Here is a 14332-nt window from a genome sequence, read left to right on the forward strand (position 1 = left end):
TGGTCATCAGGCACTGATGAATTTTCGAAAGCGTTCCGACTGCGCATTGGTGAACATCTCCCCAGGGCTGCCCTGTTCCTCAATGGCGCCCTGGTGGAGGAAAATCACCCGGCTGGAAACGTCGCGCGCAAAGGCCATTTCATGGGTGACGACCAGCATGGTGCGGCCCTCATCGGCCAGCGAACGCATGACACGCAGCACTTCCCCGACCAGTTCCGGATCAAGGGCCGATGTCGGTTCGTCGAACAGCATCACCTTGGGGCGCATTGCGAGCGCACGCGCAATCGCTGCACGCTGCTGCTGACCGCCGGAAAGATGCGCCGGATAATGATTTCGCTTGTCGGCAATGCCGACTTTTTCGAGCAATGCCTCGGCTTCCGCAATGGCTTCCGCTTTCGGCCGTTTCTGCACATGGATCGGCGCTTCGATGATATTTTCGATTACCGTCTTGTGCGACCAGAGATTGAAGCTCTGGAAGACCATTCCGAGTTCGGAGCGAATGCGCTGTACCTGTTTGCGGTCAACAACCTGTCCGTGGCCCTTCGCGTCACGCTTGAGGCCGATCTTTTCGCCGGCCACGCTGATATCGCCGGCATCGGGCGTTTCCAGCATGTTGATGCAGCGAAGCATGGTCGATTTGCCGGAACCCGATGAGCCGAGGATCGAGATGACTTCACCTTCATGGGCTGTCAGGTCGATGCCTTTCAGCACTTCGATCGGGCCGAAACTCTTGCGCAACCCGCGGACTTCGATCGCCGGGGTGGTGGTGATGGGTGTCATCGCAGTCATCTCATTTCTCCTGCCGCAACGGGCTGCAGGGCGGGCGCTTGTCGTAGATGCGGGCTCAGGCGGTATTCGATCAGCACGACGATGCGGGTCAGCAGAAAGTTGATGGCGAGATAGATCGCGCCTGCAACGATGAACACTTCGATCGCCCGGTAGGTTTCGGAAATCAGTTTCGCTGCGACGCCGGTTATCTCCATGATGGTGATGATCGAGGCAAGCGACGTCGCCTTCACCATGGAGATGATTTCGTTGGAGTAAGCTGGCAGCGACTGGCGAATTGCGAGTGGTATCACGATCCGGCGGAACACCAGAAAACGCGACATGCCGCATGCGCGTCCCGCTTCCACCTGACCATGCGGCACGGAAAGCAGGCCGCCGCGGATGATTTCTGCGGAATAGGCGGCGGTGCACAACATCAGTGCGATGATCGCGCACCAATAGGGGTCGCGCAGGATGAACCAGAACATGCTGCGGCGCACGCCGCGGAATTGGCTGAGGCCATAATAGATCAGAAAAATCTGCACGAGCAGCGGCGTGCCGCGAAAGATGAAGATATAGGCGCGGGCAAGCCAGTTGAGCGGGGCAATGCCGGAGACGCGACACAGCGCCAACCCGAGTGCCAGAACGGTTCCCAGCGCCACCGACGTTGCAGCCAGTTGCAGCGTCATCGGAATGGCCGAGATCAGCGTGATAAAAGTCTCATAGAGAAAAACGAAATCCATCAGCCCCTCCGAACACCGCGGGTGAACCGCTTTTCGCCGAACTGCAGCAGCGCACCCGATAGGGTCGAGATGGCGAGATAGATCATGGCGGCGATGAAGTAGAAGTCGAAGGGCCGACCGGTGGAGCCGGCGCCGATCTGCGACTGGCGCAGCAACTCGACCACACCGGTTATCGACACCAGAGCGGATTCTTTCAGCACGATCTGCCAGACATTGCCCATGCCGGGCAAAGCATAACGCAGCGTCAGCGGCGCGATGATACGGCTGAAGCGCAGGAAAGGGGACATGCCGCAGGCAATGGCGGCTTCAAGCTCTCCCGAGTGAACCGCCTTGTAAGCACCGCGAAAGACTTCCGTCTGCTGCGCGCCCGAGGTGACGCCAACGGCCAATGCTCCGGCAAGAAAGCCAGGAAAACTGATAAAGCCGCTTGCACCGAAAAGATGGCCCACTGCGGAAATGGCCGTGCTGCCGCCAAAATAGAAAAGATAGATGACCAGAAGGTCGGGAATACCACGCAGCACGGTGGTGTAGGTGCCGGCAACGCTACGGGAGATAGGACCGCCGGCGATTTTTGCCCATGCGCCCAATGCGCCGAACACCATACCGATGGCATAACCGGCCAACGCGATCAGGATCGTCATCAGTGCGCCGGCGGCAAGGGCAGGCCCCCAGCCATCCGGCCCGCTGCCGATCAGATCAAGGAAAGAAGGCTGTGTCATGCAGCATCCTGGACGGGCGGGATCGGAGGATCGACGTCATCCGGGATCGGGTTGACGAAGGGCGTACCTTCCAGCCGGAAGGCAAAATCCGCTTTTGCCTCGGCAATCCGTTCCGGATTGGCAAACAGATCGGCAGCTGTCGAGGCCATCACCTTGGCAGCATGGGTCATGCCCTTGTGGGCCGCCGGCAGTTTGCCCTGTGCGACCAGCTGCCAGGAATGGCCGGGCGTGCCGATCGCATAGGTCGCGCCGCGTACCTGCACGGTCGGAACCACCCAGCTGACGGTGCCGACATCGGTGGAGCCGACGATCGACGTATCGCCGCTTTCCGGCGGGAAAATGAGGTCGCAAAGCGATACGCCGGGACGGGGCTTAAGACCAAAACGCTGGAAGGAGGACTTGATGTCGGCCGGCGTGAACGTCTTTTGGAATTCGGCCGCCTTGGCGCGATCAGCATCATCGAAATCCGGCAGACCGATACGCTCGATATGGCCGTGCATCAGGGTTTCGAGCGGCGTGTTGCCGACGAGGTTGGCGTCACCGCTGATGATCTCGTTCCTGACTGTCGTGCCGGTCATCAGTGCCGCGCCTGTCGCGACATCCTTGACGCGCTCGACGAGTTCGAGAAGGTCCGGCAGGTCACGGGCGCGCACGAGATAACGGACTGTGGCGCGGGCCTGCACGACATTGGGTGCGTTGCCACCGGTATCCGTGACGGCGTAGTGGACGCGCGCGCTCGAAGGCATGTGTTCGCGCAGATAATTGACGCCGACATTCATCAGTTCGACGGCGTCGAGAGCGGAGCGCCCGAGATGAGGCGTTGCCGCGGCATGAGAGGCGCGGCCGGAGAAATAGAAGTTCAACTCATTGCAGGCGAGCGAGACCGGGTTATTAACGCCGACAAAGGCGGCCGGATGCCAGCAGATGGCAATGTCAACATCATCGAACACGCCGGCGCGAACCATGAACCCTTTGGATGAACCGCCTTCTTCCGCCGGGCAGCCATAATAACGGACACGTCCGGGCAGGTTGTTGGCGGCCAGATAATCCTTCACCGCTGCCGCTGCCAGCAGCGAGCCGGAACCAAGCAGGTTGTGACCGCAGCCATGGCCGTGACCGCCGGCAATCAGCGGGCGTTCCTCGGCGACGCCAGCTTCCTGACTGAGGCCGGGCAGGGCGTCGTATTCACCAAGAATGGCGATCACCGGGCCGCCTTCGCCGGCTTCGCCCATCACTGCCGTCGGCATGCCTGCGACATTGCGGGTAATGCGAAATCCTTCAGCAGCAAGCTGCGCCAAATGCGCCTCGCTTGAGGAAAACTCCTCGTAATTCACTTCCGGCGTATCCCAGACCTTATCACTTAAGCGGGCGTAGTCGGGAGCTTTCTTGTCGATCAGTTCCCATACGGCGTCGGAGTTCTTCATGCGCTGCGATCTTTTGTTGACAAAATTGGTACCAATCGTATTGACGGAATAACATTTGCGCAACATCTATTTTTGATTGTTTATTGTGCAAAGACACTGATTTCGGGGGTGGTGATGACGGGTTCTCCGGCGGCGAACGACGTGGATGAAGAGTTGGATGCTACCCAATTGATCTTGCAGGATATTCAGTCGGGTATATATGCGCCAGGCACATGGCTGAAGCAGATCGACCTCGAGACCCGTTACAGCCGTGGTCGCAACGAGATTCGCCGTGCGTTGGATAGGCTCGCTCTCAAGCGGGTTGTCGAACATGTGCCGAACCGTGGATACCATGTCTATCTGACCGACGGAAAGCAGTGGGACGACATCGCCGAAATCCGCATCATGCTGGAGACGGGGATCGCCGCCAAAGTGATCGAGCGCGCAACGCCGACGGATATCTCCGCGCTCAGAGAACTGGCCAATCGCTTTCAAAGCTTACTTCTTTCAGGCACGGTGCTTGAGCTTTATGAGGCAAATCTGGCCTTTCACCGCGCCTATGTCGATCTTGCCGGAAATGCGGAGATGCACAGCGTGATTGCCGAACTACGGCAACGTACATCGTCAGCGCCAGTCTCGCAGTGGCATACGCGTTTGAGAATAGAGGTTTCGGCCGCGGAGCATCACCGCATGGTCGATTCTATCGAGGAAAAAGACGAGTCCAGGCTAAAGTTGCTCGTCGAACAGCATATCCGGCAAAAGTGACCGACTGACCATGCTTTAAGCCAGGGGATTCGTGATAATCTCGCATCGAGCGGATGGTGTTAAACAGATAGAGCTAATCGTTTCCCGCCAGGAAAACCCGGTTTCAATTCGATCCTAAAAGTCGCACAGTCCCATCACTTTCGTTTCCTTATGTCTTACAGAACAGCCGACGTTCGGCTAGGCTGTCCGCTTTTCGGTTTATTATGATTTTACTCGCTCTTTTCGAACGCGCAGCCTTGATGCTGATGGTGCTGTTCTTTCTCGGGCGCACGCGCCTGTTCAAGAACGTGCTCTGGAAAGGCAAGCTCAGCGGCCTTGAACTTGCCTTTCTCTCCGCACTGTTTTCCGGCTTTGCCGTCGGCGGCACCTATATGGGCATTCCGGTCGAAGGCGCGCTGGTTAATGTCCGCACGATCGCAATCATGTCCGGCGGTATCCTCTTCGGCCCCTGGGTCGGCATCCCCGCAGGTATCATTTCCGGCCTGCACCGTTTTCTGATCGACATCCATGGTCCATCCGCGATCGCCTGTCTGATCAGCAGCATCTGCGCCGGCCTTCTATCGACGGCGATCCATTATCACGGTCGCCGCAGATGGCTTTGGTTGATCGGAAGTCTTGCCGGCATGGCCTGCGAATGCCTGACCATGCTGCTCATCCTGCTTTTTGCCCCGGCCGGCGTCGGCATTGCCATCGTGTCGGAAATTGCCTGGCCGATGATTATCGGCTCGATGTGCACCGGCATGATCATCAAGCGCATACAGGATATCGAGGACGAGAAGGAATTGACCGCGGCCAATGAGGCAAGGCTTGCCCTCATCATTGCCAACCGCACGTTGCCCTTTTTCCAGAACGTACAGGATGACACGCTCGCCAAGGTCTGCGAAGTGATCCACGAGTGCCTGGAGGCCGACGCGGTGGCAATCACAGATCGCGACCACGTGCTGGCCTATGTTGGCATCGGCCATGAGTATTACGACGAGGAGCATAAGCACTTAAGCGATCTGACTGCCGACGCCATCCGCAACGACCGGATCACCGTCGACAATAACCTGCATCGCTATCCGGCTGCTGATTTCCGCTCGGTTGCGATCGTGCCCCTGCGCGAAAACGGCCTCGTTACCGGTACCCTCAAAATCTTCTTCACCCAGCCGGACATGATTACCGATTCACTGCGCGAACTCGGCGTCGGCCTGTCACAGTTGATATCCACGCAGATAGAACTGTCGCGCGTGAAGGCTTTGCGCGAAATGGCGGCAAAGGCGGAATTCCGCGCCCTCCAAAGCAAGATCAATCCGCATTTTCTGTTCAATGCGCTTAACGCTATCTCCTCCCTTGTCCGCCTTCGTCCGGACGAGGCTCGCCAAGTCATTGCCAAGCTGGCCGATTACCTGCGGCAGAATCTCTCGCTCAGCGACGGCATGATCGACATCCAGGACGAGCTGCGGCAGGTGCGTGATTATGTGGCGATCGAACAGGCCCGTTTCGGGCCCAAGCTGACGGTCACCTTCGATGTCGATAACGTAAATATCGATATTCCGAGCCTGTCGCTCCAGCCGCTCGTCGAGAACGCCATCCTGCACGGCATCCAATCCCAGCCACGTCCGGGCGAGGTCCATATCGCGGTCAAGCGCCTTGCCGATAGTGTCAGCGTCACCATCCGCGATACAGGTAAAGGTATCGATCCCGAGGTCATCAAGGCGGTTGAAAACGGGGAGGCCGTGCGTGACCGGATCGGATTGATGAATGTCAATGAACGGTTGAAACTGCTCCATGGCCACGGGTTGAATATCCAGAGACTCGAACCCGGCACGTCGGTGAGCTTCGACCTGCCGCTCGAAAACAGGGAAACTGCATGAGAGCCCTGATCGTTGAAGACGAATATCTCGCACGTGACGAACTGAAATGGCTGATCGAAAAACACAGTTCCATCAAGGTGGTCGCAACCGAGGAAGACGGTTTGGCGGCGCTACGCTATCTGCAGGAAAACGACCTTGATGTCGTCTTTCTCGATATCAATATTCCTTCGATCGACGGCATGACTCTGGCTCGCAATTTGCACAAGCAGGCCAACCCGCCGAAGGTGGTCATAGTCACCGCGTACAAAGAGCATGCCGCCGAAGCCTTCGAACTGGAAGTCTTCGACTATATTCTTAAACCGTTTAATGAGCAGCGAGTTGCCAACACGCTGAGGAGGCTGGAAAACAACTCAAACTCGGCGGCTCCGTCTGCGCCGACGCATCAGCCGGTTGCCGCGACCAAGAGGACCGTCAATATTCCCCGCAAGGACAGTATCCTTGTGCTGCCGGCAGACCTCATCTACTACGCCCGCGCCGACGAAAAACTGACCTACGTGCACACCGTAAAGGGCCACTTCGTCATCCCGACCAGCATCGGCGATTTCGCCGAAAAGCTGCCCGCCGACACCTTCTTCCGCTGCCATAGGTCATGGTGCATCAACACGGCTAAGATCCGCGAGATTTCGCCTTGGTTTAACGGCACCTACGTCATCAAGCTGCACAATTTCGATGACGTCGAAATTCCCGTCAGCCGGTCGCATCTGAAAGAGTTCAAGCAACTCATGCAGCTCTGACGGCAACTCATTCCAAGGATCGGGCAGTTCACGCCTTTTTCGAACGGCAGGAATAATGAGAAGGCTAGATTTCCTCCGTATTCATAAAGGAGGAAACGCGGATGACCGCTCTTCCCATTTCAAAACGTTATTACACCCTTGTCGGCACCATTTTGTGCCAGTTCGGCCTCGGCTCGGTCTACACATGGAGCCTGTTCAACGAAGGCCTGTCGTCGAAACTGTCGGAGCCGCTCACCCAGGTTGCGCTCACTTTCGGCCTTCTGAGCTTGGCACTTGCCGTCGGCTCTTCACTGTCGGGCCGTCTGCAGGAGAAATTCGGCTTGCGCACTGTTGCGATCACTGCCGGTCTTGCGCTCGGGCTCGGCCTTTATCTGACCTCGACTGCAAGCAATCTTACCCTGCTCTATATCTATGGCGGCATTCTTGTCGGCGCAGCTGACGGCACCGGCTATCTGCTGACCCTGTCGAATTGCGTCAAATGGTTTCCTGAGCGTAAGGGATTGGCTTCTGCCTTCTCGATCGGCGCCTACGGTCTTGGCAGTCTCGGCTTCAAATACCTCAACCTCGAGCTGATCAGCCGCTTTGGAATGGAAAGCGCCTTCGGCATCTGGGCAATTGCTGCACTGGCACTGGTTGTCGGCGGTGCTCTGCTCATCAGCGAAGCCCCGCAAGCCCGCGGTCACGCGGTCAGCGCAGGCACTAAGGACTACACGCTGGCAGAGGCCGTGCGTCAGCCCAGATACTGGCTGCTTGCCCTGATGTTCCTCGCCGTCTGCATGAGCGGACTTTACCTGATCGGCGTCGCCAAGGATGTCGGAGAGCGTTATGTCGGCCTTTCGGCCTCGGTTGCAGCCGATACCGTTGCCATCATCGCTGCTGCCAACCTGCTTGGCCGGCTTGTGCTCGGCATCCTGTCGGACAAGATCGCCCGGATCCATATCATCAGCATAGCGCTCGCCTGCGCGCTGGTCGGCATGGCTCTCCTCCTCTTTGTACCTCTGAACGAGTATTCTTTCTTCTTCGCGGTCGCCTGCGTTGCCTTCTCGTTCGGCGGCACGATCACCGTCTATCCCGGCCTGGTCAGTGACTTTTTCGGTCTGGCCAACCTCGCCCGCAACTACGGCCTGATTTATCTTGGCTTCGGGATCGGCAGCGTCATCGGCTCGATCGTCTCTTTCGCGCTAGGAGGCTTCCTTCCGACCTTCTACCTGTCACTACTGTTGCTGTTTGCCTCGCTTCTATGCTCGATCAGCCTGTGGCCGAGCCTGTCACACAGAACAACGACTGTAACAGCTCACTGAACATCGACCGCCATTAGTCATCAGCCGTCCGCCGCAAGGCGGGCGGCGTTCCATATGCGAATTCGACCAACCTGCGTACGAGGCGGATGAGGAACACGAAACCGCCACAGCGCGTCGAGCCGGGTTTCGGTCAGTGCGTGGGGGGCGAAAGACGCGCATTGGCCAGTTCGGCCGTCGTTCGGCTTAACCGTGTCGCGAGCGTGCGCATGATCTCGGCTGCGACCTCGGGAAATTCGCTCGTCAACGCCAGGAAGTGATCCTTGCTTATGCGTAAGGCTTCCAGTTTCGACGTGGCACGCACGGTTGCGGTGCGAGGAATATTGCAGAGAACCGACATTTCGCCAACAATTGCATTGGGTCCGACTTCCGCGACCCTGATGTCGCCGGCAGCAGACGATACGATCACATCCGCAGCGCCGGACAGCAGCACATAGGCTGCATCGCCCTGGTCACCTTGACGGCAGAGATCCTGGCCTTGGCGATAGGTCACGCGATCGCAGGCGAAAGCAAGCAGCTTCAACTTCGCTGGCTCGATGCTGGCGAAAATCGGCACTTCCCTCAATGTTTTGACTTCATCGCTGAGCAAGTTTGTTTCTCCGGAAATCCCCTTTTCCCATGTCACGTGGATTTTCACAGACGACGCGACTGCAACTCCATCAACTCCCGAAAAGCAGCATTTGACTGCGATAATTCCAGGTAGTCACCGCTGCCTATCAATGAACCACGCTGAAAGAGCAGGACTCGATCGAAAATCCGAGCGATATGCGGATCGGAAATAACCCACAGGACCGCGGAAGCCCGCTTCATATCGCTCCGCTGCTGGATAATACACCGCGTGATCTCCTCTTCAATCCGCTGGTCTAGCGCCGACAGAGGCCTGTTCAATATGGTAAAGTCCGAATGTTTCAGCAATGCGCGAGCAAGATTGAGCTTTTGCCTCTGCGCCAATGCCAGCCGCTTTCCGCCCGCGCCGACATCAAACTGAAGACCAATCGCCAGAGCGTTCTCATAGAGGCCGAGCGCGGAAAACAGCTCCTTCATGATCGTCCGGATATGTTCGGCTGCATCGGCCACCTGATGCGCAACCCGGCCGAACAATACATTGTCGAGTAACGTGGCGGATGCCGTAAAGCGCTCTGGATCGTGACGATCTATCAAGCTCGCCATGTCGTCGGGAATATCGGTATGAAACAGCTTGCGCGCAGCCACCAGTCGCTCCATCAGTGCCTCACTTAGAAGACCGAAGCGATGGCTAGGCTCGATATACGACAGACTGAGCACGGTGATCGATGCGCGGTCCTCGGAAGAAACTTCCTCGAAATGCTGACCACGACATCGCGACAGCGTTGCCTGATAGACCGGGATTTCTTCTGCAGTCATGAATGTCAGTCTGCGGAAAAATGAATGCTGCGGCGCGAGGTCGCGAAACAGTTCCACGGCTGTTTCAGCGATTTCCAGGCCCATATCATACAGGCCGCGATCAAGGCCTGTGGTTTCCAGAAGGAGCTGAAAATATGGATGAGCAACCATATCCTTGTCATCGACGATCCGCTGGCTTCTGGTGCCGAAGAGCAGGTTCTCTCCGATGCTTGCCTGAATGTTGTAACGATCAAAGTCGAACGGCACGAGCAGATCTTCTAGCCGCTCCTCGACAAGCCGCTTGCGCAGAGAAAGGCGCAGTTCGGCGATCCGTTCGCTGATGATCGGATAAACCTCGGCATCTAGCGTCGAGCGCAGCGTCAGCCCGAAAATGTCATCCGATATCTGTACGGCATCAAGTATAGGCAGGATTTTACGGAGAAGATCGTCCGGCCCGTTCGCTCCGACCGACTGATAGTCCACCCAATCCCCACTCGGAACAAAAACGACATTTCCTGCCTTGCGCGCCTCCGCCGCATAGCGCTGAAGTTCAGCGGGGTTTTCGTCGCTCGCCGCCACGTTTGGTTGGGGTGCGTGCTTGAGCCCATAGAGCAGATTGTCCATCAGACTACCATGCAACAAAAACGGCTCACCTGATGCGTAGGAGATGCGGCGCCCCGTAATGGATTCCGGTATTTCGAGCAGATTTCGATCGCCAATCATCATGCTACCGGATTCCGGCCAAATGAGACGGCCAAGGGCTTCTGCGAACGCTTCGGCACCGCTGCCGGCAGCGCCGACGAGCGCGACGGTCTCGTCAGGCTTAATCTCGGTCGAAACATCGTCCAATAGTCTCGCGCCGCTATCATCGACAAGTGTGAGGTTACGGACGACGACGGAGGTTTCCAGGAGCGCGACCGGGCCGCTCGCAAGCTCGTGGACCGACTGCGCGATGAGTGGTTCAACGCTGAATTGATCGCAAACCGACCCATACTTGAGTTGTACGTCCTGACGCGCCTGATCCCAGTCGATGAGATCCTTCAACGGACTGGGAAGATCCTTGTAGGCAGCGATGACGGCGACGAGCTGCCCAAGATCGAGTTTTCCCAGCAGGACGAAATAGCCGCCAAAGGCATAGAAAATAAATGGCGTGACCTGGGAGAACAGGTTGTTGATGAATTTTACCAGAAACTTCCATTGATAAAGGTCGTAGCGGATCGAGAAGATCCGGCCGAGCCGCCAGGCGATATCGGCACGCTCGAGATTGGACGTATCGTTGCTGTGAACTGCGCCGATGCCATCGACAATCTCGCTGACACGCCCCGATAGCTCGCGGGCCGTCAGTTGGCGCAGGCGCCCCAGTTCCAGTACCCTTCGGCGCATCCGTGGTATGATGCTAAGTTGTATCGTCACGATGCCGGCAGTGATTGTGCCGAGCCAGACGTTCTGAACGAAAATGAACCCAAGCGTCGTAAGTGCCTGGCCGCCGAGGAGAGCGGGTAGAACGAAAGCGTCACCGGTAAAGCCACCGAGCGGCTCCACCTCGTCCTTGACCATGGTCGCGATCTCGGCGGACTTGAGTCGCTTGAAATGCTTGGGAGGAAAGCGGAGAACCCGGTCGACGAGTTCGAAGCGGATGCGGCGCAGCATCCGCTCGCCAAGCCGGCCCTTGTACGTGTTGATGTAGAACTTAAAAAGCCCGTTTATCAACACCAGGACCAGAAAGACAGTGCTTAGCGCCATGAGTGTCTGCGGCCGGTCGAGATCGATCCCATTGGCAAGCTCGACATGCCCGATCAGCGGGAGTTCGTAGGCAATCCGGAAAAATGGCTGGCGTGCATCGGTCGCTTCAAAGCCATTGCCCTGGATCGGTCCATTGACGATCTGCTTCGGTAAATCGAAAGCCAAGAAATAGGGGACCATGGATGCCGCCACGACGAGCAGGATCCACAGCTGTTGCCTGCGGGTGTGGCTCCAGATGTAGCGGAGCAGGCTCCTTTCCATCGCATCGACCCGTTCGAGACTAAGGTTGGTCACAACAAAGGTAGATCTGAGACGAATTGCCGAATGGGATGCCGAGCATAGGACACATAACATGGACTCGCAAATGGGAGCTGTGCCTGTGCGAACGTAAAGCGGCTTCAAGACTACTCTGTAATCATCGGTGCCATGTTTGTTGCATGCGCCTTTCGGCCCAATGCGGCTTACGGCCCATCCGCCGGAGTTTGAACCGGAATCATTGAACGGTTTCACACGGCAAATACTTCAAATGGGTATCGGGTTTCTTACGCCGTTTCACTCTTCTGGAAACCGAAGTCATGACGCGGGACATACGAACTCAGCTTACGCCCACATTTATCAGCTTGATTGAATGTATTTTGATTTGTGATAAGCTGTCGGTTGTAAGCGCAATGCATCTTGTGCCCGGTTTCATGTCATCTGGGAGGGGATCATGCCAGGGCAGATACAGGTTTGGGAAAAGGATCCCGCGTCAGGCCTGCTCGTTAGCGCGCCCAAACCCGATGTGACGCAAATTCCGTTCGGTTTTTCATTTCCGTTGCCCGAACTCCCTGTCGATCCGGATACCACGACGCGCAACTTCCGATACTGGAATGCTGCCGAGGCTCTCAGACGCGGCGCCGACTTCTGGGCGGTTGCTCTAGCGCCCAAGGCAGACTGGCATTGCGGCTCCCGCATCAGTGTCAAGCTGTCGAATGTCCTCAGCTGCTGGAATGCGGAATATAATCGTCAATCGCTTATCTTCTACCGAGGTCAGCTGAAACCGGGAATTTTCCTATATACGGCAGATAGTGCCGACATTCTCTGTCACGAACTCGGGCATGCAGTTCTTGATACCGTTCAGCCTCCACTATGGAGTTTATGCGATACGGAGATTGCTGCGTTCAAAGAAGCATTCGGAGACTTGAGCGCCATTTTGTGTGCGCTTCAGGTCGAGACGATCCGGGTTGCCATCCTAGCGGCCGGCGCCGGTGAGATTTTCTGCAATTCGCGGCTTTCGCGCATCGCAGAAAAATTTGGCTCGGCGCTTTACACTCTCTTTCCAAATGATGCGGAACCGGATTGCCTTCGCAACGCTTATAATGCGTTCTGCTACACACCACCGTCCACTCTTCCTTCCAACGGCCCCTCCTCGATATTGACGGCCAAACCGCATTCCTTTTCGCGGATTTTTACTGGGGCTATGCTGGAGATACTGTCCGGAATGCTGGCTTTGCATCCTGCGCCCACTCCAAATCTTTTGCGGGATGCGACCTTGGATTTGAGAGACATCATCATTGAATCTGTCAGATCTGCTCCTTTCGTTCCGCAGTATTATGCCGCGCTTGCGACGGAGATGGTGCTGGCGGCCGGAAGCAGAAATCCCGCCTATACGGCCATCTTTCGCGGCGTGTTTGTCAGACGGCTGATACTCGCGCCGAATTCCCCGATCGAGCCGCCATTGGTGCCGTTGGTCGAGGGGCAGATAGATGTGGCCATCAGGAGCGAAGAGCGTCGCTCCTCGCCGCGGCTCATTTCGATTTTGATATCCCATTATAGCATTGATCAGCCGATCGTCGTCGAGGCACCCGCAGATCCCTCGGAGAGCCGGGCCCGGAGTGGCGTGCCTGAGGGCGGCGCATTTTCTCCCCTGACGGCTCAAGAGGCTGCACGGACATTCGTGGAGCGTTTGTTCATGGAAGGATTGGTCGAATTCGGCCAGCCTGAAGACGGGGATATTCCGGGTGATGATGGCGAGGAAGATCGATCACCCAGCCGCGCCACTCATCGGTTGGAACACATTGATGGGCAGCTGCATCTGAAAAGAATCCGAGTTCAGTGCAGCCATTGTATGGACGAATGTCGCTCCAAATAAAAGGGAGGCGTTGATGCCGGTGCTATATCAGAAGCTTTTTGCTGCCGACGCTATGAGGGCTGCTTTTGCAATCGCAACGGCGGGTGGCCTCATATTCGCCGCCGATCAGGCGCAGGCCGTTGATTGTGTCAACAAGCCGAGCCAAGGATGGGTGGAAACTGCCAATGATCCGCCTGCTGCAGATGAGCGCGCGATCATCAAGTTGATCCATCTCTACAACTGGGCATTGGACAAGCATGATTCCGCGATGCTGGTTGATCTTTTTTCGAGTTCCGTTTTCTACGAGTTGTGTAATGCGGCCGGCGAACAGCTTACTCAGAAGAACGGGGAGGGACAGCTGCAGGGCTATCTGAACGATTACTTCGACGAGTTTGACGTTTACAAGAGCCAGCCACGCCACATTGAGAGCAATACTCTTCTTCACGCGGTCGACGCCAATACCGTGCAGGGCAAGACAACGGTCGTGGTGACGCTTCAGCATTCCGATATCGAGACACCGGTGCTTGATTACACCGGTGTACTCCGGACCGAGTTCGAGAAGTTGGCGAATGTCTGGCGCTTTTCCAAAATGACGCTGATCGTCGATGGCCCCCAGCTTACATTGCGAGCCCGATAAAGGCCGGGAGAATGGTGATGCGGTCTTCCGGCCAGATCACCATGATGGTGGCCGTATTCGTGGTGATGTTCGGCTCTCTGGCTTCGAACGGGCGCATCGAACATGCGATCAGCGATCCAGATTCTCAGAAATCGAATAAAAGGCTGGACAGCCGCGCCTGTAAACGGGATGCGTTCTGTGACCGAACGATCGGTTGC

General features: G+C 56.9%; 12 protein-coding genes. 6 read left to right on the forward strand and 6 right to left on the reverse strand.

What is annotated here, in order from left to right:
- Positions 1-6: 6 nt before the first annotated feature.
- Genes FHP24_RS21640 through FHP24_RS21655 form a run of 4 tightly spaced genes read right to left on the reverse strand, consistent with a single transcriptional unit; the run spans position 7 to position 3651 of the window.
- Positions 7-789 (reverse strand): ABC transporter ATP-binding protein, encoded by a 783-nt coding sequence (locus tag FHP24_RS21640; RefSeq protein ID WP_394344654.1) that lies wholly within the window; start codon positions 787-789, stop codon positions 7-9.
- Positions 786-1508, reverse strand: a complete 723-nt coding sequence (locus FHP24_RS21645; RefSeq protein WP_139678304.1) for an ABC transporter permease — start codon at positions 1506-1508, stop codon at positions 786-788. Before FHP24_RS21645 ends, FHP24_RS21640 begins: the two co-directional genes overlap by 4 nt.
- A complete protein-coding gene (locus FHP24_RS21650; protein ID WP_139678305.1) occupies positions 1508-2227 on the reverse strand; it encodes an ABC transporter permease in 720 nt (239 codons plus the stop codon). Before FHP24_RS21650 ends, FHP24_RS21645 begins: the two co-directional genes overlap by 1 nt.
- A complete protein-coding gene (locus tag FHP24_RS21655; RefSeq protein ID WP_139678306.1) occupies positions 2224-3651 on the reverse strand; it encodes a M20 family metallopeptidase in 1428 nt (475 codons plus the stop codon). The genes FHP24_RS21650 and FHP24_RS21655 overlap by 4 nt, the downstream gene beginning before the upstream one ends.
- Before the next feature lie 114 nt (positions 3652-3765).
- Between FHP24_RS21655 and FHP24_RS21660 the strand changes: the two genes are divergently transcribed.
- The 4 genes from FHP24_RS21660 to FHP24_RS21675 all read left to right on the forward strand — a co-directional run bounded on the left by FHP24_RS21660 (position 3766) and on the right by FHP24_RS21675 (position 8286).
- Positions 3766-4395: a GntR family transcriptional regulator gene (locus FHP24_RS21660; RefSeq protein WP_139678361.1), complete on the forward strand. Its 630-nt coding sequence runs from the start codon at positions 3766-3768 to the stop codon at positions 4393-4395.
- A 203-nt stretch (positions 4396-4598) separates the two neighbouring features.
- Positions 4599-6251, forward strand: a complete 1653-nt coding sequence (locus tag FHP24_RS21665) for a LytS/YhcK type 5TM receptor domain-containing protein (RefSeq protein ID WP_139678307.1) — start codon at positions 4599-4601, stop codon at positions 6249-6251.
- Positions 6248-6985, forward strand: coding sequence for a LytR/AlgR family response regulator transcription factor (locus tag FHP24_RS21670; protein ID WP_139678308.1), 738 nt, complete (start codon positions 6248-6250; stop codon positions 6983-6985). Before FHP24_RS21665 ends, FHP24_RS21670 begins: the two co-directional genes overlap by 4 nt.
- Before the next feature lie 101 nt (positions 6986-7086).
- The gene (locus tag FHP24_RS21675) at positions 7087-8286 is read left to right on the forward strand and encodes an OFA family MFS transporter (RefSeq protein ID WP_139678309.1); all 1200 of its coding nucleotides are present in this window, start codon (positions 7087-7089) and stop codon (positions 8284-8286) included.
- Between the two features lie 130 nt (positions 8287-8416).
- Here the strand turns inward: FHP24_RS21675 and FHP24_RS21680 are convergent, their stop codons facing one another.
- Together FHP24_RS21680 and FHP24_RS21685 are read right to left on the reverse strand one after the other, a co-directional pair.
- Positions 8417-8872, reverse strand: a complete 456-nt coding sequence (locus FHP24_RS21680; protein WP_139678310.1) for a cyclic nucleotide-binding domain-containing protein — start codon at positions 8870-8872, stop codon at positions 8417-8419.
- A gap of 44 nt (positions 8873-8916) precedes the next feature.
- Positions 8917-11649 carry an ABC transporter transmembrane domain-containing protein gene (locus tag FHP24_RS21685; RefSeq protein WP_139678362.1) on the reverse strand — a complete coding sequence of 911 codons (2733 nt, stop codon included), beginning with the start codon at positions 11647-11649 and terminating at the stop codon, positions 8917-8919.
- A gap of 448 nt (positions 11650-12097) precedes the next feature.
- On the opposite strand from FHP24_RS21685, the gene FHP24_RS21690 reads away from it, so the two are divergent.
- Entirely contained in the window at positions 12098-13519 is a 1422-nt protein-coding gene (locus tag FHP24_RS21690) for a hypothetical protein (protein ID WP_139678311.1), read from the forward strand.
- Positions 13520-13532: 13 nt separating this feature from the next.
- Positions 13533-14135 (forward strand): nuclear transport factor 2 family protein, encoded by a 603-nt coding sequence (locus FHP24_RS21695; protein ID WP_139678312.1) that lies wholly within the window; start codon positions 13533-13535, stop codon positions 14133-14135.
- Positions 14136-14332 lie beyond the last annotated feature (197 nt).

Origin of the sequence: Aliirhizobium smilacinae, from assembly GCF_006335145.1 — a bacterium.
GTDB classification, from domain to species: Bacteria; Pseudomonadota; Alphaproteobacteria; order Rhizobiales; family Rhizobiaceae; genus Neorhizobium; species Neorhizobium smilacinae.